The following is a 22872-nucleotide window of genomic DNA, read 5'->3' as shown; positions in this document are numbered from 1 at the left end:
TGTTCTTTTGCTATCATAAAGCCCTTTAATATATTATTGATCTATTAAGGGCTTTTTTCTTTAAATGACTTTTGCCGCATGATAAGCTGCAAGCATTGCAATATTGACAACATCTGTATCGCTTCCACTAAACGGTACAATTTGAACAGATTTTTCCAATCCAATTAAAATAGGACCGATGATGGTTGCTTCTCCAAGTTCTTGTAACATTTTGCTTGCAATAGAAGATGCGTGATAGCTAGGCATAACCAAAATATTAGCAGGCTCTGTTAATCCCATAAATGGATATTGCTGCATCAATTTTGAATTAAGCGCTACATCAGCACTCATTTCTCCATCAAACTCAAAATCAACTTTGCGTTCATGCAAAATATTAATTGCATCCTGAATTTGCTGTGTGACATTCCCTTTCATATAACCAAACGTAGAAAACGCTAAAAACGCAACCCTTGGTTGACATCCAAATCCACGCACAAACGAAGCGGTTTGTTCCGCTATATCCGCTAGTTCTTTAGCATTAGGATTTTCATAAACGGCAGTATCCGCAATAAACACAGTTCGTCCACGGCAAATAGCCATTGAAATACCAATCAGTCGTTCTTTTGGTTTTTCATCAATTGCCCGACGTATATCAACCAGCGCTGTTTCATAATTGCGTGTCACCCCTGTAACCATTGCATCCGCATCTCCTAATGCCACCATACACGCAGCAAAATAATTTCGATCATTATTGATACGGCGATGACAATCGCGCAACAGCCAGCCTTGACGCTGCATCTTTTTATAAAGATAATTTGCATAAGCATCTGTACGACAGGAAAGCTTAGCATTCATAATTGAGATACCTTCACGCTCCAGATCAATTCCAGCGGTAAAAGCCGTTTCTCTTACTTGCTCTTCACGACCAACCAAAATCGCTTTTCCTAATTGTTGATGAACATAGGAAACAGCAGCCCGCATGACTTGCTCCTCTTCACCTTCTGCAAAAACAATTTGTTTTGGCGCTTGACGAACATGGTTATAAATCCCACGCATCATTGAAGAAGTAGGGTCACGTCTCGCATTCAAATCGCGCTCATAAGCCTCTAAATCATCTATGTTCTTTTGCGCAACACCGCTTTTCATCGCTGCTTTTGCTACCGCGATTGAAACAACCGTAAACAAACGTGGATCAAAAGGAACAGGAATGATATAATTCGGTCCAAATTTCAACCGCTTTCCATGATAAGCTTCTGCAACACTGTCAGGAACTTCTTCATGGGCTAAATTAGCAAGGGCCCTTGCCGCAGCAATCTTCATATCTTCATTAATAACGGTTGCACGCACATCAAGCGCACCACGAAATATATAAGGAAAACAAAGAACATTGTTAATCTGATTTGGATAATCCGAACGACCAGTCGCAACAATGGCATCATTACGCACTTGCATAACTTCTTCTGGGGTAATTTCTGGATCGGGATTAGCCATAGCAAAAATAATCGGCTTCGGTGCCATGGACTTCACCATTTCAGGAGTCAATGCACCTTTAGCAGAAACCCCGAAAAATATATCTGCCCCTTCCATTGCTTCGGCAAGCGTTCGTTTATCGGTTCGGATAGCATGAGCAGATTTCCATTGATTCATTCCCTCTTTGCGCCCTTCATAGACAACACCTTTGGTATCACATAGGATGATATTTTCTGCTCTAAATCCCATCGCCTTAATCAATTCGATACAAGCAATGCCGGCAGAACCAGCACCATTACAGACAAGCCGCGCATTTTGCATATCACGTCCTGTTAGCTTCAAAGCATTGAGCACACCAGCAGCGACAATAATTGCTGTACCATGTTGATCGTCATGAAAAACAGGAATATTCATTACCTCGCGTAAGCGACTTTCAATCATAAAGCACTCAGGTGCCTTAATATCTTCAAGATTGATGCCGCCAAAAGAAGGTTCTAAATGGCGCACCAAATTGATAAAATTCTCTGGATCGTTTGTATCAATTTCTAAATCAATGGAATCAATATCAGCAAAGCGCTTAAAAAGCACTGCCTTACCTTCCATCACAGGCTTAGATGCAAGCGCACCTAAATTGCCTAAACCTAGAATAGCTGTTCCATTTGATATAACAGCAACAAGATTGCCCTTTGCTGTATAATCATAAGCCAATGCTGAATTTTGAGCAATTGCCTTAACTGGAACCGCAACACCTGGGGAATAGGCAAGGGCTAAATCATGCTGTGTTGCCATAGACTTTGTTGCAACAATCTCAAGCTTTCCTGGCCGACCACGACTATGAAAATCAAGAGCTTCTCGTTCGCTCGCACTGTAAACCGTTTGATACATTTTCTGATCCTGCTCGCTCTTTTTCATCTCACTTTATTTTCTCCAAAAACAGTGTAAATTCTGCTTGATAATGCATATAATCATTCGATTTGATTCATATGTTAGAAATCGCTATTCTTTGCCTTAGCAAATCTGACGATGCGTTTCAATTTAGAGATAAATAAATATCGAAGTAAACAAAAAAGAGTAAAAGCTTCACTGAAAGGGAAGAGGCTACGTAAAAATGGATAAAAAAAACGACCATAAAAATAATTTAATTCCACAGCCTGATTCCCTCTCTGCTTCCTCTTCAGAACGTCTTACACCTATGATGGAGCAATACATAGAAATCAAAGCCGTCCATCATGATTGCCTTCTTTTTTACCGAATGGGGGATTTTTATGAATTATTTTTTAAGGATGCAATTGAAGCTGCTCAAGCTTTAGGAATCACGCTCACAGCACGCGGAAAACATTTAGGGCAAGATATTCCTATGTGTGGTGTTCCCGTTCATGCTGCAGACGATTATTTGCAAAAACTAATTGCTTGTGGTTATCGCGTTGCTGTTTGTGAACAAACAGAAGATCCTGCTGAAGCAAAGAAACGTGGCTCTAAATCTGTTGTTCGGCGTGATGTTGTTCGCCTTGTAACCCCTGGAACGATAACAGAAGAAAAACTCCTTGATCCAACACGCGCAAATTATCTGATGACACTTTCTCGGATAAAAACTGGCGATAGAGAAGAATTTGCTCTTTCTTGGATTGATATCTCAACAGGCATATTTCGTGTAACAGAAAGCCGCCAAGAAAAACTTTTAGCAGATATTATGCGTGTAGACCCACAAGAAATCATTGTTGCTGATTCCTTTTTTCATGATAAATCGCATAAATCACTTTTTAATGTTCTTGATCGTATCGTTTCACCTCAACCGGCTTGTCTCTTTGATACCCTCACCGCTGAACGAGATATTTGCACTTATTTTAAACTCTCAACGCTGGAAGGTGTTGCCGATTATTCACGCTGCGAACTCTCTGCAATCGTAGCTGCTATTCGTTATATCGAAAAAACACAAATCACGCATCGCCCCCCCCTCATGCAACCTGAACGCCAAAATGAAAGTGCTACCCTTTTTATTGATGCTGCAACCAGACTAAGCCTTGAGCTTATTCGAACGACATCAGGTCAACGGGATGGAAGCTTATTAAAAGCTATTGATCGCACTGTAACAGGAGGAGGATCTCGCCTTCTCATTGATCGCCTTATTGCTCCTCTTACCATCCCTTCTGCTATTGATACGCGTTTAGATTCTATCGATTTTTTTCTCCGTAATCCTTCTCTTGCAGAAGCGATAAAGCTCACTTTAAAAGGGGGCCCAGATATGCCCCGCGCCGTTTCACGTTTGGCTCTTGGACGAGGAGGTCCCCGTGATATGGCAACGATTCAACGCGGCTTTGAAATCATTCGTGAAATTCATCAGCTTCTTAATAATGAGCTCCCGCCTCAAGAAATAAGTGATATACAACAGGTGTTTTCAAATCTACCCGTTGCTTTACATTGCCATTTAGACCAAGCATTGGCTGATGATCTCCCACTGCTTAAACGTGATGGTGGTTTTATTCGTTCCAATTATCATCAAGAACTCGATGAAATGCGTGCTTTACGTGATGAATCACGCCGTGTCATTGCTGAACTTCAAGCGCAATATGCCCAAGAAACAGAAATTAAGACGCTTAAAATAAAGCATAATAATATTCTAGGCTATTTCATTGAAGTCACCAGTACACAAGCATCTTCCCTTACAAATAACCCACAAGCTAAAGCACGCTTTATTCACCGGCAAACAATGGCAAATGCTATGCGCTTTACAACAACAGAGCTTGCTGATCTTGAAAGTCGTATTGCCCATGCTGCCAACCACGCCTTGACACTTGAACTAGAGATATTTGATACGCTTGTTCAGGAAATTACCGAACAAGTTGATTTTATTCGTAAAGCCGCTGAAGCACTTGCTATTTTAGATGTTTCTGTCGCTTTAGCACATCTTGCTGAAGAACAAGGATATTGCCGCCCTAAAATTGATCATTCACTGACCTTCCATATCACCGCAGGACGCCATCCAGTTGTTGAGCAAGCACTCCGCAAACAAGCAGCAGAACCCTTTGTTGCCAATAATTGTGATCTCTCTGCGCAAAAAAATCAGCAATATGCAGCAATCTGGCTTTTGACAGGACCTAATATGGGAGGAAAATCAACCTTTTTACGGCAGAACGCTCTTATAGCTATTATGGCGCAAATGGGATCCTTTGTTCCAGCAACCTCAGCACATATTGGCGTCGTTGATCGCCTCTTTAGTCGTGTTGGTGCTTCTGATGATCTTGCGCGGGGACGCTCAACCTTTATGATGGAAATGGTTGAAACGGCAACGATTCTCAATCATGCAAGTCACCATTCTCTTGTTATTCTCGATGAAATAGGACGTGGAACATCAACCTTTGATGGACTTTCTATTGCTTGGGCTGCTGTTGAATATCTCCATGAAGTTAATCACTGTCGTGCTATTCTCGCTACCCATTTTCATGAAATGACAGCACTGACCGAAAAACTTGATAGACTGCACAATGTAACCATGAAAGTTAAAAATTGGAATGGTGATGTGGTTTTTCTTCATGAAGTCACACCAGGAGCCGCTGACCGATCCTATGGTGTACAAGTCGCAAAACTTGCTGGGCTTCCTTCAGCCGTTATTACACGAGCAACAGATGTCCTCCATCAATTAGAACAAGGTGAAATGGCTGGAAAAGGACATAAACTCATTGATGATTTACCACTCTTTTCTCTTAAAACAACCTCTCCCCTTAACGAAGAAAGAAACAAACATGATGTACTTCACGAAGCTTTAGAAAATATTCATCCCGATGAGCTTTCCCCTAAACAAGCTTTAGAAACAATTTATCATCTCAAACAACTTGAAAAAAATAACCCCCTATAAAAATAGATATTCTCTTTTATTAAAAAACTTTCTTAATAGCAAATTAAAGTACCCTTTTTGATATGTTTTAGCATAAAGTAGTTGTTTACTGTATCCTCATCACTTTTCTGCGCAACATATTTTGATAAGCATAGAGAGAAAAACCCTGTGCATTTTCATATTTTCTTAGATTAAGATTAGCTCTTATACAAAAAATTAATTAACATCGATTCTTTTTACAAAACAGTCCTTTTTTGCAAAGATTGTTATGAAATTTTCTCTCCCCTATGAATAAATAGATTTAATGAATCATACTTTTTTTACAATCAATATTATTATTATCATAGCAACAGCTTTGGTTTAAAGCTGTCTGTGTTGGAATGCCACCCAATTTTGCATAATAAATTCATAGATAATGGATCGTAGATTTTGTTGACATTTTAAACGATAAAGAACTCTTTTACTGTTTTTACATACGTCGTATGAATAAACCCTACTGCTTTTGATTTTCCTAAAAAGCCTTTGAGCTCCTTCCCGCATCTCAAAAATGGAAATTCTCACTTAAATCTGGGCTGTTTTCAGACCAGATTCTAGAAGTTCTTCCTTGAATTTCAGTCATATGATTCACTAAAACTAAAGAATTGACAAGCTTCTTTTAAGAATATTCCCACACACTAAAAAATACTTAATATTGAAGGCCGTTTTATATCACAGCCCTCAATAAGAGTGTTTTACGACATAACATGATAATATCACCAATACAGTAAATATCTTTCCTAAATACGCGTAAAAAGAGGTCGCAATCTCCTACAAAACTTAGAAGATAATATGAAAAATCATCAATCCCCTTCTTCACCTATCTTATATAGCTAGTTGCTAAAACAAAAAATCTGCAATAAGCTTTTAAATCATATTTATGTTTTTTAATCACATTCACGATGACTCAAAATATTATGATAAGTTCGTAAACTTATAGAATAATCTGCTTAGAATATCGTGCAAAAAATCAAAGCATACTTTCTCTTTAACTTTTCTTATAAGGACGCATCCTTCATCTCATCAAATATTACGAACAGCACCTTTTGCAGCAGAGGTTGTCATCGCAGCATAAGCTTTGAGAGCCTTTGAAACTTTGCGCTGACGCCTCTCAACTGGTTGCCAAGCATCTTTTCCTTTCGCTTCCATCTTGGCACGACGCTGTTTCATCTCAACATCATCAACCAACATATGAATGCTACGGTTTGGAATGTCAATTTCTATGATATCCCCTTCTTCCACCAACGCAATTTCTCCTCCTTCAGCTGCTTCTGGTGAAATATGGCCTATCGAAAGCCCTGAGCTTCCCCCTGAAAAACGTCCATCCGTAATAAGTGCACAAACTTTGCCCAATCCTTTAGATTTGAGATAACTCGTTGGATAAAGCATTTCTTGCATTCCAGGTCCCCCACGCGGTCCTTCATAACGGATTAAAACAATTTCACCTGTTTTAATTTTATCATTTAAGATCGCTGAAACAGCTGAATCTTGACTTTCAAAAATTCTTGCTGGACCTTTAAAGGTCAAAATTGATTGATCAACGCCTGCTGTTTTTACAATACAGCCATCTTTAGCAAGATTTCCATAAAGAACTGCCAATCCTCCATCTTGTGAATACGCATGCTCTCTATCGCGAATCACACCTTTTTCACGATCAAAATCAAGAGTCTCATAGCGACAAGATTGACTAAAAGCTATCTGTGTCGGAATACCCCCTGGAGCGGCACGATAAAATGCATAAACTGTTGATTCTTTAGTTTGTTTTATATCCCAATGATCAAGAGCTTCTTTCATGGTTTTTGCGTGAACCGTATAAGTTGATGTATCAATGAGTCCAGCCGCATCTAGCTCGCCTAAAAGCCCCATAATACCACCTGCGCGATGAACATCTTCCATATGGACATTCGCAACAGCAGGAGCAACCTTGCATAAAACTGGAACACGACGTGAAAGGTGGTCAATATCCGTCATGGTAAAATCCACCTCACCTTCTTGTGCCGCTGCTAAAAGATGCAGTACCGTATTGGTTGACCCCCCCATGGCAATATCAACAGTCATGGCATTTTCAAAAGCCCTGCGTGAAGCAATAGAGCGTGGCAAAATCGTTTCATCATCTTTTTCATAATAACGCTTGGCCAATGCAACAATCTGCCTTCCAGCTTCTTCAAAAAGCATCCGTCGATCTGCATGTGTTGCGAGCACTGATCCATTTCCAGGAAGCGAAAGCCCCAAAGCTTCTGTTAAGCAATTCATGGAATTAGCCGTAAACATTCCTGAACAAGACCCACATGTAGGACAAGCAGCACGTTCCATTTCAGCAACTTCTTCTTCTGAATTCTGTTCTGAAGCGGCGGCAACCATGGCATCAACCAAATCAACCCTTAAATCTTGATCTTTCCATTTAATCTTACCGGCTTCCATAGGCCCGCCTGAAACAAAGATTGTTGGAATATTCAATCGTAAAGCAGCCATTAACATTCCAGGTGTAATTTTGTCACAATTAGAAATACAAACAAGAGCATCCGCACAATGGGCATTGACCATATACTCTACAGAATCAGCAATAATTTCACGTGAGGGCAGAGAATAAAGCATTCCATCGTGACCCATCGCAATTCCATCATCTACAGCAATGGTGTTAAACTCTTTTGCAACACCACCAGCAATGGCTATCTGTTGTGCAACCAATTGTCCAAGATCTTTTAAATGAACATGCCCTGGTACAAATTGTGTAAAAGAATTCGCAATCGCAATAATGGGTTTACCAAAATCCGCATCTTTCATCCCTGTTGCACGCCAAAGACCGCGAGCTCCTGCCATATTACGCCCGTGTGTTGATATTCTTGAACGGTAAGAAGGCATTATTTTTTCCCCTCAAATAATTCCATTTCGCTTGTTGTGCTGTAACTTCACCATAAAACAAAAGCTTTAATATTCAAAAAAAATACCTTGTCCTGAAGCATTCGAAGCACAAAATTAAAGGCCTTACATAAACTTTCTCATAAAGTCATAAAGCTTTTATTTTGCTATTACCTGATAATCAATATCTAATCACAGAATAACTACACGTTTGAGACAAATTCAAAATGATTCAGTGCAGAACAAACTATTCTAGATTTTTATATGTAAGATTTAGTGCGTATATTACATCAATCTGTTTGCGTAATTTCTGGAAGAAGAGGACAGCCTAATTGGTAAAGAATATGAAAGCATAATGGTATAAAAACCTACCATCTCCTTACACTCTAAGCTTTACACCTTTCAAAAGCATCCATAGCGATATCTTAAATAATGATAATTCTCTCATGCTTTTGTTTTTCACATTCTTCAATGAAGTCAAGATCTTCACGCAAATAGAGTGCTCCAGTGGAATGAACTTTTCCTACCAATTCACGCATTCATTTTAAAGAAGTATCTCTTAATATGCTCTAGCCCATTTCACCACCAAGCCCATGAATGGTATAATATCCCCATAAATAAATAAAACTTATAGAGCACCACCACCTTTACATTTATGTAAAGAAAAATTTGGTAAAATCGTACATTTTACTCATCCAATGTTGTAAAAGTCATTGACAATTAAGATAATTCATAAAGGGAATATTCTTTCCTTCAAGTATTTTTTACCTACACGCCAACTCTACTTATGATGGGAAAACAAGTAATTTTAATTGATCAATACGAGAATACCTTAAATGAGGGAATCTCATAATTTTCAGGCTCTTTATTCCAGTTACAAAAAATTAATGATGAATAGTCATCAATCTTTTATTTTAGTGATAACGCCACATTGCAGAAAAATGCCAATCCTTCTAAGCTCCACACAATACTAAAACACCGCGGCCCTCACCAATAAAAGAAGGAAAAATCTAACAATACCGCTAAACAGCACAACACCCTTTAACTGAGAAAAAACGGATAGAATTTATAAATAGATCCATTTTTTCTCGTAAAGCGCAATCTAGTGTAGAGTAACAATCTGGAGTTCATGCTCATTGGCTCCAGCAAGAGCAATAGAGCGTTCATCGGATAAAATGATAGGATAACCTGTTTCACCAAAAAGCGCCCATATGGTAATGCCTGGAGTCATAGGTGGAAGATCTGGAAAGTTTTTAGCCAGATCATCTGTACAAACCTTTTTTAAATAAGCAATCTGTCCCGCATCAGAGTAGGACGTGTTCTGAAATGATAAGCTTTGTTTATGTTCTCCCATTTCACTATTCCTTTACGCCTTAACTTTTATGACTCACTACAACTGACTTTAATTGGAATCTGTTTTATTTCTTTTTTTAATTTTGGTTGATACAGATTAATTGATAAAAGACCATTTTTCAACTCTGCATTTGTAACATTCATCCCTTCCGCAAGAACAAAGATCCGCTGGAATTGCCGCGCGGCTATACCGCGATATAAATATTGGTGATTTTGATTGTCTGTTTGTTTACCATGAATAACCAATTGATTATCATCGAGCAAAATATTAAGATGATTAATCTTAAATCCAGCAACAGCTAAAGTTATCCGGATATGATTTGCATCATCGTTTTTATGTAAACGCTCAATATTATAGGCTGGGTAAGCCTCATCACCTTTACCGATACGTTGTAATATTTTTTCTACAGTTTCAAATCCTAAAAGGAAAGGATTAGAGAAAGGTGTCACATGTGTCATTCATGAGTATCCTCTTTAAAGCGGCTTTACTTGACAAAACTCTATATAAAGTGTTCGCTGCATTCTTCTCATATAGCGAGCGCGAATGATAACTTCAAGAGAGAAGATTAAGAGAGCTTAATGTCTCAAAGTAACATAAAAATACCTCGAAATACCATAAATTTGTCAAAGGTGCGAAATTTATCTGGTATATTATATAATGAAAATGAAATTGCAGAAATATTTCGCCGTTTTTCTGTGCAACGCCCAACACCTAAAAGTGATCTTAACTATATAAATACTTTTACACTGTTGATTGCCGTTGTTCTTTCAGCTCAAGCGACAGATGTAAGCGTTAATAAAGCGACAAAAGAACTCTTTCACCTTGCTGATCAACCAGAAAAAATGGTTGCATTAGGAGAAGAAGGAATAGCACGCCATATCCGTTCAATTGGTCTTTGGCGTGCAAAAGCACGTAATGTTTATGCACTTTGCAACTGTTTAATGGAGCAATATGGTGGTCAAGTCCCTGATACGCGTGAAGCACTTATGTCGCTTCCAGGCGTAGGACGTAAAACAGCGAATGTCGTTTTGAATGTTGCTTTTGGCCAGCCTACATTGGCGGTCGATACACATATTTTTCGCTTAAGCAATCGCCTTGGTTTGGCACCCGGCAAAACACCAGAGATTGTTGAGAAAAAATTATTAAAAATTATACCGATTCATTATCTTCGTCATGCGCATCATTGGCTGATTTTGCATGGGCGTTATGTCTGCCAAGCACGTAAAGCACAATGTAGGCAATGCATTATTGCTGATTTATGTAAAGCTGCAAGCAAAACAAATGCTATTCCAGCACCTTTGGTTGAAATTCAAGGTAATGGAGCGCCGATTTTTTTGTAATACACTCTTGCTATTTTGTGTATACTAGCTTATGAAAGCGTCTCTGGAGAACCGCCCGGCAGGGCATGCCGTGGCTGTTTAAATGCTTATTCAAGTGTTGGTCCACTTGAGTGAATAAAATGTTCGGTTGAATTATTAATGTATGGAGTAGCAAAATGCCCAAGATGAAGACCAAATCATCCGCTAAAAAGCGGTTTAAAATCACTGCGTCAGGCAAAATTAAAGTAGCAGCCGCCGGTAAGCGCCATGGTATGATTAAGCGTTCGAATAAATTTATTCGTGATGCACGTGGAACGATGGTTTTGAGTGAGCCAGATGCCAAGAAAGTTATTCAGTATTATTTGCCGAATGGTTCTTAAACCTTACGCTTTTGATTTTTAGGAGAGTATTACATGGCACGTGTAAAAAGAGGTGTGACAGCCCACGCTAAACACAAAAAAGTTTTGAAACAGGCTGAAGGTTTTTACGGTCGTCGTAAAAATACTATTCGTGCTGCTAAGGCAGCAGTTGATCGTTCAAAGCAATATGCTTATCGTGATCGCAAAAATAGAAAGCGTACTTTCCGCGCTTTGTGGATTCAGAGAATTAATGCGGCTGCTCGTGCAGAAGGTTTAACGTATGGACGTTTTATTGATGGCTTATCAAAAGCTGGTATTGAAGTTGATCGTAAAGTTCTTTCAGATATAGCAATCTATGAGGCAGAAGCATTCTCTGCTTTAGTCGCTTCGGCAAAAAAAGCTTTAGAATATTTAAAAGATACAACACCTAATGCTTTTGAAAGCGCTGTCAAGTAAGCCAGTCGTGTTCTCTTAAAGCATTTATTTATTCGAGGTCCCGTGCTGGCTATTGCGAGTGCGGGTTTTTTTTATTAAAAAATAGGCAAAAATATGAACGATATTGAGCGTCTGGAACAAGAAATTTGTTTAGCCTTAGAAGCTGCAGGTGATGAACAGGCCCTTGAAGCAGTGCGTATTGCAGCATTGGGTAAAAAAGGGAGTATCTCTGAAAAATTAAAAGCATTAGGAAAGATGGAGGCGAGCGAGCGCCAAAAAGTTGGACCCGTTCTTAATGGATTAAAAAATCGCATTTTAGAATTATGGACGCAAAAGCGTGATCTTTTGAAAAGACAAGCAATGAATGCCCGTCTTTCTCGTGAAACGGTTGATATTACCTTGCCTGTTCGCTCTTCGCCTATGGAACGGGGACGTATTCATCCTATTTCACAAGTAATTGAAGAAATTATCGCCATTTATACAAAATTGGGTTTTTCACTTGCAGAAGGACCAGATATTGAAACAGATTATTATAATTTTACGGCATTGAATTTTCCTGAAGGTCATCCAGCACGTGAAATGCATGATACTTTCTTTTTTGATGTTGATAAAACAGGGGAGCGGAAATTATTACGCACCCATACCTCACCTGTACAAATTCGCACACTGGAAAAGCAGAAGGCTCCGATACGTATCATTATTCCTGGGAAAACCTATCGTATGGATTCAGATGCAACGCATTCCCCTATGTTTCATCAGGTAGAAGGTCTTGTTATTGATAAAACCTCTACCATTGCCCATATGATGTGGCTTCATGAGACTTTTTGTAAAGAATTTTTTGAAGTTTCTTCAGTAAAAATGCGTTTTCGTCCCTCTTTTTTCCCTTTTACCGAACCATCTATGGAAGTGGATATTCAGTGTGATCGTTCTGGTTCAGAAGTAAAGTTTGGCGAAGGGCAGGATTGGTTGGAAATTTTAGGCTGTGGGATGGTGCATCCTCATGTGTTGAAAAATGTTGGTTTAGATCCCGATGAATATCAAGGTTTTGCATGGGGAATGGGCATTGATCGTATTGCCATGTTGAAATATGGCATGCCTGATTTACGCGCTTTTTTTGATGCTGATCTGCGTTGGCTAGACCATTATGGCTTTCGTTGCTTTGATATGCCTGCTTTTTTTCCTAATAGAAATGTGTGATCTTATCAGAAGCTTTCATGTGAGGTTTTAAAATGAAATTTACTTTGTCGTGGTTAAAAGATCACTTAGAAACAGATGCATCTTTAGATAAAATTTGTGAAAAATTAACAGCTATAGGCCTTGAGGTTGACCATGTTGATGATCGTTCTTCTTTAAAAGGTTTTATGATTGCGAAAGTTTTAACAGCAGATAAACACCCAGATGCAGATAAACTCCAGATTTTATCCGTGGATACAGGCTCTGATACACCTGTTCAAGTTATCTGTGGAGCACCAAATGCACGTGCAGGCCTTGTCGGAGTTCTTGCATTACCAGGCACTTATGTTCCAGGACTCGATGTCACATTATCCGTAGGAAAAATCCGTGGTGTTGAAAGTTTTGGGATGATGTGTTCATGGGCAGAGCTTGAATTATCCAATGAGCACGATGGCATTATCGAACTTCCAGAAAATGCACCTATTGGGGAATCCTTTGCGGTTTACAGCGGTTTAGATGATCCAATTATTGATATTGGTTTGACTCCAAATCGTTCTGATTGCACAGGTGTTCGCGGTATTGCCCGTGATCTTGCTGCTGCTGGAATAGGAAAATTAAAAGAATTATCCTTACCACAATTCAAAGCGCGTTTTGAGACACCACTTGATGTTTCGTTAGATTTTTCGCAAAGCACATCCTTATGTTTAGGTTTTGCTTGGCGTGAAGTGCGCAATGTTCAAAATGGTCCATCACCGCAATGGATGCAACAGCGTTTAAGTACAATTGGTCTAAGACCGATTAATGCGCTGGTTGATATGACCAATTATATTAGTTTTGATCTTGGTCGTCCACTCCATGTTTTTGATGCTGATAAAATTAAAGGAAATTTGTATGTGCGTTGTGCTCGTGCAGGGGAAAAACTTCAAGCACTGAACGGAAAAATCTATCATTTGAGCGTTCAGGATTGTATTATTGCCGATGAAGAAGGTGTTATTTCCATTGCTGGTATCATGGGTGGTGAGAGAACAAGCTGTGATGAGACGACGCGGCGCGTTATTATTGAATCGGCGCTTTGGGATGCGCAAAGCATCGCACAAACAGGGCGAACATTAGGTCTTATCAGTGATGCACGTTATCGGTTTGAACGGGGTGTTGATCCGGCTTTTACGGAAACAGGGCTTGAAATTGCAACAGAACTCACCTTACGCCTTTGTGGTGGTGAAATATCCAAGGCAAAAATTGTTGGCTATCAGCAACAAGAAACCAAACAGATCGCTTTTCCTTTTTCTGAGATTAAACGTTTAACACATTTGGAAATAGAGCCTGAAAAAGTCATCTCTATTTTAACGAAACTTGGATTTCGCATTGTGGGAAAAGGAGATGTCATTACAGTAAAAGTACCATCATGGCGTCCTGATATTATGGGTAAAGCCGATTTGGTAGAAGAAGTCATGAGGATTTATGGGTTAGATAAAATTAAACCTATTCCTTTGGAAAATTTCGCAAAAGATAAAGATCAAGTCTTAACATGCGTACAAATTCGTTCACGCGCTAGCCGTTTGGCTTTAGCACATCGTGGTATGAAAGAAGCCGTAACGTGGTCTTTTATCTCTGAAAATCAAGCTCTTGCTTTTGGGGGAGGTCAAGCACAGCTTAAACAGCTTAAATTGATCAATCCTATTGCCGCTGATATGTCAGTGATGCGTCCTTCTCTTTTACCTGGTTTGCTTATGGCGGCACAGAGAAATGCTGATCGTGGTTTTTCTGATCTTGCTTTGTTTGAAGTTTCCAGCATTTATGAAGGTGATACCCCTGATAAACAAAAACGTGTTGTAAGTGGGATTCGTCGTGGCACAGAGAAATTTGAAGGTGCTGGGCGTTTTTGGAATGAAAATGCAACAGCTGTTGATGTTTTTGATGCCAAAGCAGATGCTTTAGCCATTTTAGAAGCATGTGATATAGATGTTGGGAAAGTACAAATTGAAGTTGGAGCCCCTGATTGGTATCACCCAGGTCGTTCAGGTGTCGTAAAACTTGGTTCAAAAATTATTCTTGGTTTTTTTGGTGTTCTTCATCCAGCGACCTTAGAAAAATTAGATATCAGTGGTCCTTTATGCGGTTTTGAAATTTTTCTTGATCAAATTCCAGAACCAAAGAAAAAAACAACGAAAAGCCGTCCTCCTTTGAAATTATCGCCGTTTCAAATGGTGCGGCGTGATTTTGCATTTATTGTTGACAAGAAAGTTGCTTCTTCTCTTATTGTTCGTGCTGCTCAAGGAGCTGATAAAAAACTTATTCATTCCGTCCAGGTTTTTGATCTTTTTGAAGAGCAAAGCCTTGGTGAAGATAAAAAATCTGTTGCCATTGAGATTGTTATTCAACCGATTGAACGCACTTTGACAGATAAAGACCTAGAAGAAATTGCTGCAAAAGTAATAGAAAAAGTCACTAAAATGACAGGCGCTTATCTTCGTCATTGACTATTTTCAAATGATTTTTATAAAGACAGGAGTACGAATGCTCCTTTATTTTTTAAAGGTTCGAATTCTATGGAGTTTTTGAAAAAGAGTTTTACGACAATCTATCCACTGATAATTTTTGTCTTAAATAAGAATCCCCAATATTATGAGGCTTATCATTTCAAATCCTCTTTGAATGAATCAAAATCATTTATTCTCCTACCTTAAAGTGGAGAAGTTGTTTAGAAACCATAAATAAAGAAAATAATGATACCGCATTTTGTAAAATCAATGATGAAGCTCATCCCTTTGGGACCTATATCTTTCAGTTCAAGCCCATGAAATGGATATAAGGGGTTGTGTAAAAAAAGTCGCATAAATAACATAATAAGTCTCTGTTTTGAGCGTTTTATTTTTTTTATGAGAGATGTATATCTCATTAGAAAATGAGAGTAAAAACATGGGACAATAGGCATTCTATGAATTAAAAAGTATTTCTTGAGATTCTTTATAAAATCGCAAAAACTGCATAACGTCTGTAAATAACTTGACTAACCTGATCTACTAGAACCACCAATAATAGACTAAAACCCTTTGAATTTTTAAAATTCATTTAATATAAAGCTGAATTAAAAAGGAAGATCATCGGAAGATGTTTTTTTACTTTATATCTTGGTATTCTCTTCTAAAAAAGCTGCGCTTCATTTCAGAGATAGACCAAACAGATATACGTAGTATTTTTTCAAATGTGCGCTTTTTAAGAAACATATTTCAATGCTTCTAAGTCTATTTTACGACAGCATCTGTGAATAGTGTAATTAAAGTTTATTACGCTTCATTCTCTTTATGCTTAATAAAAAGCAAATTGGCTCCATCATACTTTCTCTTTTCTAGCTTCCATATAATCGACTAAACCTTGTATTGGCGAGAGACCATAAAAAGGATTTTCATTCCTTTTTATCGTTTTTGTTCACAGACTTATTCTGTTTGTAATGATCAAGTAAAAGATAGTCATTGCGTCATAATAAGAAAGTTTAAAATGATAAGCCCCTATGATATTTGGATCATTAACTCAATAAAACGATACGTTATCCTTATAAATTAATATATTATCATTGAAATAAGCTGTTGATTCAGTTGTAACAGAAAAGTCACAGGCTTTATGAAATAAAAAGTGCCATAAAACACAAGCTTACCAGCAACGAATGAGAAAGATATCTCAGCTTTTTATCAAATGCTTTGCAAAACGACAAAACAATTTTTTTAATTATTCGCTTTTTTCAAGGTGAATTTTCAAGAAAAGAAAAATTTTTTTAAAGGACTTGAAAAGTTAATTTTTGTAAAAATCCTTCATTGCAAATGTAAAAGATAACTGTTATTCCTAAATGATAATGCAAATCATTCGCAATAAAACAAAGAGAAAATTAATGAATATAAAAAAAATTTCTACTCTCATTCTGGTAAGCTTTATTTTTCTTACTCCCAATTTAGCGGTATGTGCTGGTAAATTTAAGGCTGTTACCACATTCACTATTATTGCCGATATGGCGCGAAATGTAGCAGGTGATGTGGCTGATGTTGAATCAATCACAAAACCAGGTGCTGAAATTCATGAATATCAACCCACCCCTCGTGATCTTATGCGTGCGCAAGGTGCAAATCTTATCCTATGGAATGGGTTAGAATTGGAGCTTTGGTTTGAAAAGTTTTTTCAAAATATCAAGGATGTTCCAAGTGTGGTCGTTTCAAAAGGTGTTGTACCCATTAAAATTGGTGAAGGTCCCTTTAGCGGTAAACCCAATCCTCATGCTTGGATGTCACCCACTTCTGCTCTGATCTACGTTGATAATATTCGCGACGCTTTTGTAAAGTATGATCCTGAGAATGCTGCTATTTATAAAGAAAATGCTGAGATTTATAAACAAAAAATTCGCGCCACCATTGATCCCATTAGAGCTGAATTGGCAGAAGTTCCTCAAGATAAGCGTTGGCTTGTCACCAGTGAGGGGGCATTTAGCTATTTAGCACGTGATTTTGATCTAAAAGAACTTTATTTATGGCCCATTAACGCTGATCAGCAAGGAACACCACAGCAGGTTAAGCATGTTATTGATATGGTCCGTAAATATAATATCCATGCTGTTTTTTCTGAAAGCACTATTTCTCCAGCACCTGCTAAGCAAGTCGTAAGAGAAACAGGGGCTAAATACGGTGGTGTTCTCTATGTTGATTCTCTAAGTGAGAAAAATGGTGAAGTCCCCACTTATATTGATTTATTACGTGTTACGAGTGGGCGTATTAGCAATGCCTTATTAGAGGGAGTAAAAAAACAATGACGGAATGTGGAATATTTGCCCAAGGGGTAACGGTAACTTACCGTAATGGACATACAGCTTTACGCGAAGTGAATTTTGAAAGTCCAAAGGGATCTATTACAGCATTGGTTGGCGTTAATGGATCAGGTAAATCAACATTATTTAAAGCAATTATGGGGTTTGTAAGTCCTTCAAAGGGGAAAATTCGCATGTTTGATTTGCCCGTTGATGTCGCTTTGAAAAAAAATCTTATTGCTTATGTTCCTCAAAGTGAAGATGTGGATTGGAATTTTCCTGTTCTGGTTGAAGATGTTGTCTTGATGGGGCGGTATGGTCATATGAATTTCTTTCGCTATGCCAGCGCACGAGATTATGAAGCTGTTCGTGTTGCCTTGGAGCGCGTAGATATGTTGCCTTTTGCCAAGCGCCAGATTGGAGAACTTTCTGGTGGACAGAAAAAGCGTGTTTTTCTAGCGCGCGCTTTAGCACAGAAAGCAAAAGCTATTTTATTAGATGAACCGTTTACAGGGGTTGATGTTACAACAGAAGATAAAATCGTTGCTTTGTTACAAGATCTTCGTAAAGAAGGAGCAGTAATCTTAGTTTCTACCCATAATTTAGGCTCTGTTCCGGAATTTTGTGATCATACGGTTTTAATAAAAGGGACTGTTTTAGCTTCTGGGTTAACAGAAAAAATCTTCACAAAGGAAAATCTGGAGAAAACTTTTGGAGGATCTTTGCACCACCATATTTTTGATCTTCAAAACACTAAAAAAAATAATGTTTTCATGGGAAGAAAACAATCTACAGTTTGTGAAAATATTGAAAAAGTGGAGCACGTTGCATGATTTCTTTTTTGCTTGAGCCACTGAGCTATCAATATATGATAAATGCAATGTGGGTTTCTGGATTAGTGGGGTGTGTTTGTGCCTTCCTTTCAGCTTTTTTGATGTTAAAAGGTTGGTCATTAATTGGTGATGCACTATCCCATTCGATTGTTCCTGGTGTCGCAGGGGCTTACCTTTTAGGGTTACCATTTTCACTTGGCGCTTTTTTTTCTGGTGGTCTTGCTGCAGCAGCGATGCTGTTTTTTAATCAGCGGACAAAACTGAAAGAAGATACCATTATTGGTCTCATTTTTTCTTCCTTTTTTGCTTTTGGATTATTTCTCAAATCATTAAAACCAATGGCTGTTAATATTGATACGATTGTTTTAGGAAATATTTTAGCAGTCAGTTCATCAGATATTATACAATTGGCTTTTATTGGTTTTTTCTCTTTATTTCTATTGCTTTTAAAATGGAAAGATCTCCTTGTTTCTTTATTTGATGAAACACATGCACGTGCCATTGGATTGAACGTAAAGTTTTTAAAGATTCTCTTTTTTACACTGCTTGCTGCTTGTACGGTTGCTGCTATGCAAACAGTTGGAGCATTTTTGGTCATTTGCCTTGTGGTAACACCTGGGGCAACAGCTTATCTTTTAAGTGATCGTTTTACGAATATCTTGATTATTGCAGTTATAATTGGGACATTCACAAGCATATTAGGTGTTTATGTGAGTTACTTTTTAAATGCACAAACGGGTGGTGTTGTTGTGCTTTTCCAAGCATTTTTGTTTATGTTAGCTTTTATTTTTGCTCCTAAACACGGGTATATTGCTGCACGTTTACGGATCAATGCAGCCAAAAAAGGGATGATATTGTCATGATTGATCAATTACTACTTCCTTTTCAATTTTCTTTTATGCTGAAAGGCATGCTTATTGTTATGATCCTTTCTATTCCAATGGCGATGCTTTCTTGTTTTCTTATTTTGAAAGGATGGGCACTATTAGGAGATGCCATTTCCCATGCCGTTTTTCCTGGTGTTGTTGTTGGTTATATGACAACGCCGTGGGTGATAGCATTTTTGACTTCTTTACCATTTGCTTGGTTCCAGCATATGCGTCCAGAGAATATTACAATGACTTTGATTACGTGCGGTGCTTTTGTTGCGGGTATGGTTTGTGCGCTTACAACAGGTTTTTTAGGAAGCAATAGTCGTATCAAACAGGATACAGTGATGGGTGTTGTTTTTTCATCGATGTTTGGTTTAGGACTTGTTTTGGCAACATCTATCTATAGTAGCCTAGATTTAAATCATATTCTATTTGGTAACCTGTTGGGCGTTAATTGGCTTGATATTACACAGACAGCAATCATTTCTACCATTGTTACTTTTATTTTAGGAGCAAAATGGCGCGATTTTATGCTGTATATTTTTGATTCAGTACAAGGTCGTGCGATGGGATTGCGAATATCATTACTTCACTATACTCTCTTAACAATGATTTCTCTCACGATTGTCGCGGCTTTGAAAGCTGTTGGAATTGTGCTTGTTATTTCTTTACTCATAGCACCAGGAGCAATTGCTTATCTTGTCACAAAACGGTTTTCTTTTATGTTAATGATTGCGATACTTGTTGCAGCTCTTTCTGGTTTTTTAGGGATTTATCTCAGCTTATTTATCGGCTCTGATTCTGCTTCCACAATTGTTTTGATCTTAACGTTGGTTTTTATTGCTATTTTTATGATGATTTTCGTTCGTCGAAACACAGTTCAAGAAACTTGACTGTGATAAAATTTATGCATATCAGCCATGCATTTTTATACATTGTTTCTCATGTTTATTTTAATTAGAGGTTGAATCGCTAGGTTATTTTTCCTCCTAATGTCTAGCAAATGAATGCAGTACGTTTTCTCCTCCCCCCAACACTGCATTCTTAATTAAGAGGCTGCATTGATTTATTCTGCAGCCTTTTTATTTTTTACTTTTCTAAAATCTCTTCTTATTTCTTGAAACCATTTAAAATAATTATCATATTGCAAAGCGATTTAGTATCCTGAAGGAACTTAATGACAGTAAAGACACTTACACATAGAAATGGTGGAGAGGGGAAATAGTAAAGAGGGATTATTCACTCAAAGATATAAACAATGAAACAGATACAATTTTTTGTGTAAAGTTTTACGTGGAGGAAAGTAATACGAGAGAATGAAGAAATATTTCAAGATATCACACCCTTTACGTCTCTGCTATTATATAGCAGGTTGGATAATGGTTATATTAGGCATTATCGGTGTGGTATTACCTATTATGCCAACGGTACCTTTTTTGTTGGTTGCCTCATGGTGTTTTACGCGTTCTTCTCCACATTTTCATCAGTGGTTGAATAATCATCGTATTTTTGGTCCCCCTCTTAAACGATGGGAAGAAAGAAGAGCTATTTCTCCATTTGTTAAAATTTTTGCCGTGATGAGTATGACAGGAGGGGGATTATCCTTTTTCGTAATGGTACACCCTCCTTTATGGATTTCTTTACTCGTTGCCGTTATATTATTGTTGATTGCTATTTATCTTGTAACACGTCCATCTTCGTAATGATAGAAAAGGCTTTATGAGATGCTCTTTTGATTTATTTGTTAAAACAAGTAAAAGAGACTTTTCCTTCAAGTTTTACATATAACCTCTCTGTATTCAAAATGCATATGCAATAACAAGATTTTTAAAAGCAATTGATTAATACTATGTTTGTGAAATAATTTTTCTGAGCAAAGAAAATTATGTACAACCCCCTTAGAGTTCATAAAAAGTTGCTTGGTAAACAATGATAAATTATATTCATTAAGAGGCTTTATTTTGTAAAGCATGTAAGCTTCTTTCGCTAAACTTCCTTGGCAGATTAAATTAAGTGCATCGTGCATATTTTTAAGTTTTTCTTATTGCGCCTTGTACAAGTAAAACACCTTTGTGAAAAGCCAAGTGGAATCTGCTTAACAAAAAGCCAAACGATTTACAAACCTTCAAAGGGTTAAGAGCCCTTTTTCTCAGGGTAGGAAAAAGATTAGCTTTATAAACAATATGATGAATCAATATATCCGTTTAAGAGCCGAAAACTACATCTTTATAGGTCCAGAAAAGCGCTTTTTATCACCAAAAAAATTGAGATAACGTTGTACTTCTTTTGAATCACCAATCGTTTTTTCAGGATTATCTGAAAGTTTTACAGCTAGTCGACCATTGGCATGGGTTACCTTACAAACAAGGGAAAGAGCATCAAGGGTTGCGATTTCTTGAGGAGCACAGCCTGTAAAGTCATTGGTAAGATCAGTACCCCATCCAAAACTCATGCGCACTTTTCCCTGGAAATGGTGATAGGTTTTTTCAATTGTATCGACATCAAGTGCATCAGAAAAAATTAAGAGTTTTTCGCGTGGATCTTTCCCTTTTTCTTTCCACCATTGAATAATACGTTCTCCACCTTCAATAGGAGGTGCACTATCCGGTCTAAAACCTGTCCAATCTGCTACCCAATCTGGGGCATCGCATAAAAATGCTTCTGTACCAAAGGTATCAGGCAAAACAATGAGAAGATTTCCACCGTAATAACGGTTCCAATCTTGTAAGACTTGATAGGGTGCTCTGCGTAAATCATCATCATTGTTGGCAAGAGCAGCAATAACCATGGGCAATTCATGGGCATTAGTTCCAAGTGCTTCTAAATCTGTATCCATAGCCAGAAGGACATTGGAAGTTCCGGTAAAGGAATTACCAATTCCCTCTTTTAATGCTTCAACACACCAGCGTTGCCATAAAAAAGAATGACGACGCCTTGTACCAAAATCAGATATTTTAATATCAGGTAATTTTTTTAGGCGTTCAACTTTACTCCACATTTTTGCTTTGGCGCGTGCATAAAGTACATCGAGAGCAAAACGATCGAGGTTTTTCATAGCGGCACGTGAACGCAATTCACTGATAATAGCAAGAGCGGGGATTTCCCACATGGAGCTATGAGCCCACGGACCGTGAAAATGAAGGATATATTGGCCATCTTTGCGGGTAAGTTCATATTCTGGGAGTTGAAAGTTTTCAAGCCAATGAAGAAAATCTGGTTCGAAAATTTGTTTACGCCCATAAAATGTATTACCAGCAAGCCAAATCATTTCTTTTTTCGTAAAGCGCAAGCTCAAGGCGTGATCAAGTTGGGCACGCAGCTCACCCTCATCAATATCATCGGCAAGACGTATTGTTTTGCTGCGATTGATGAGAGAGAAGGTAACATTGACATGAGGATAAAGCCCCCAGATCATCTGTACCATAAGAAGCTTATAAAAATCCGTATCGAGCAATGAACGAATAATAGGATCAAGTTTCCAAGTATGGTTGTAAACACGCCTTGCAATATCTGGATGATTCATAACCCTCGTTCTTTCAGTCTCGTAGAATATAAAATGATT

16 protein-coding genes are annotated in these 22872 nt (G+C 38.0%); 11 read left to right on the top strand and 5 right to left on the bottom strand.

Annotated features, from left to right (window positions below; all coding sequences use genetic code 11):
• Positions 1-60: 60 nt before the first annotated feature.
• Positions 61-2361 (bottom strand): NADP-dependent malic enzyme, encoded by a 2301-nt coding sequence (locus tag PVV65_RS00690; protein WP_273788834.1) that lies wholly within the window; start codon positions 2359-2361, stop codon positions 61-63.
• A gap of 196 nt (positions 2362-2557) precedes the next feature.
• Here PVV65_RS00690 and mutS point away from each other — a divergent pair, with 196 nt between their 5' ends.
• Complete coding sequence (mutS, locus tag PVV65_RS00685) at positions 2558-5302, top strand: DNA mismatch repair protein MutS (protein ID WP_273788833.1); 2745 nt, start codon at positions 2558-2560, stop codon at positions 5300-5302.
• A 1038-nt stretch (positions 5303-6340) separates the two neighbouring features.
• Here the strand turns inward: mutS and ilvD are convergent.
• The 3 genes from ilvD to PVV65_RS00670 form a co-directional block, all read right to left on the bottom strand.
• Positions 6341-8179 (bottom strand): dihydroxy-acid dehydratase, encoded by a 1839-nt coding sequence (ilvD, locus tag PVV65_RS00680; RefSeq protein ID WP_273788832.1) that lies wholly within the window; start codon positions 8177-8179, stop codon positions 6341-6343.
• 1099 nt (positions 8180-9278) lie between these two features.
• Positions 9279-9530, bottom strand: coding sequence for a DUF1150 domain-containing protein (locus PVV65_RS00675; protein WP_005774433.1), 252 nt, complete (start codon positions 9528-9530; stop codon positions 9279-9281).
• A 26-nt stretch (positions 9531-9556) separates the two neighbouring features.
• Positions 9557-9988 (bottom strand): Hsp20 family protein, encoded by a 432-nt coding sequence (locus PVV65_RS00670; RefSeq protein WP_273753879.1) that lies wholly within the window; start codon positions 9986-9988, stop codon positions 9557-9559.
• Between the two features lie 120 nt (positions 9989-10108).
• Between PVV65_RS00670 and nth the strand changes: the two genes are divergently transcribed.
• From nth to PVV65_RS00620, 10 genes are all read left to right on the top strand, one after another.
• Positions 10109-10870 (top strand): endonuclease III, encoded by a 762-nt coding sequence (gene nth / locus PVV65_RS00665; RefSeq protein WP_275046163.1) that lies wholly within the window; start codon positions 10109-10111, stop codon positions 10868-10870.
• A gap of 155 nt (positions 10871-11025) precedes the next feature.
• Positions 11026-11229, top strand: a complete 204-nt coding sequence (gene rpmI, locus PVV65_RS00660) for a 50S ribosomal protein L35 (RefSeq protein ID WP_120121604.1) — start codon at positions 11026-11028, stop codon at positions 11227-11229.
• A 33-nt stretch (positions 11230-11262) separates the two neighbouring features.
• A complete protein-coding gene (rplT, locus tag PVV65_RS00655) occupies positions 11263-11664 on the top strand; it encodes a 50S ribosomal protein L20 (RefSeq protein ID WP_273753880.1) in 402 nt (133 codons plus the stop codon).
• Positions 11665-11757: 93 nt separating this feature from the next.
• Complete coding sequence (gene pheS / locus PVV65_RS00650; RefSeq protein ID WP_273788831.1) at positions 11758-12840, top strand: phenylalanine--tRNA ligase subunit alpha; 1083 nt, start codon at positions 11758-11760, stop codon at positions 12838-12840.
• A gap of 32 nt (positions 12841-12872) precedes the next feature.
• Entirely contained in the window at positions 12873-15296 is a 2424-nt protein-coding gene (gene pheT, locus PVV65_RS00645) for a phenylalanine--tRNA ligase subunit beta (RefSeq protein WP_273788830.1), read from the top strand.
• A gap of 1406 nt (positions 15297-16702) precedes the next feature.
• Complete coding sequence (locus PVV65_RS00640) at positions 16703-17611, top strand: metal ABC transporter substrate-binding protein (protein ID WP_273788829.1); 909 nt, start codon at positions 16703-16705, stop codon at positions 17609-17611.
• Positions 17608-18438, top strand: coding sequence for a manganese/iron ABC transporter ATP-binding protein (locus tag PVV65_RS00635; protein WP_273753884.1), 831 nt, complete (start codon positions 17608-17610; stop codon positions 18436-18438). The genes PVV65_RS00640 and PVV65_RS00635 overlap by 4 nt, the downstream gene beginning before the upstream one ends.
• Positions 18435-19301, top strand: a complete 867-nt coding sequence (locus tag PVV65_RS00630) for a metal ABC transporter permease (RefSeq protein ID WP_273788828.1) — start codon at positions 18435-18437, stop codon at positions 19299-19301. Before PVV65_RS00635 ends, PVV65_RS00630 begins: the two co-directional genes overlap by 4 nt.
• Positions 19298-20203, top strand: a complete 906-nt coding sequence (locus tag PVV65_RS00625; RefSeq protein ID WP_273788827.1) for a metal ABC transporter permease — start codon at positions 19298-19300, stop codon at positions 20201-20203. The genes PVV65_RS00630 and PVV65_RS00625 overlap by 4 nt, the downstream gene beginning before the upstream one ends.
• Positions 20204-20626: 423 nt before the next feature.
• On the top strand, positions 20627-21013 hold the full coding sequence (locus tag PVV65_RS00620; RefSeq protein WP_273788826.1) for a YbaN family protein: 387 nt from the start codon (positions 20627-20629) through the stop codon (positions 21011-21013).
• 515 nt (positions 21014-21528) lie between these two features.
• Here the strand turns inward: PVV65_RS00620 and pncB are convergent.
• The gene (gene pncB / locus PVV65_RS00615; RefSeq protein ID WP_273788825.1) at positions 21529-22833 is read right to left on the bottom strand and encodes a nicotinate phosphoribosyltransferase; all 1305 of its coding nucleotides are present in this window, start codon (positions 22831-22833) and stop codon (positions 21529-21531) included.
• Positions 22834-22872 lie beyond the last annotated feature (39 nt).

The organism is Bartonella sp. ML70XJBT, from assembly GCF_028618425.1.
Lineage (GTDB): Bacteria > Pseudomonadota > Alphaproteobacteria > Rhizobiales > Rhizobiaceae > Bartonella.
This window is presented reverse-complemented; position numbering and strand designations above follow the sequence as displayed.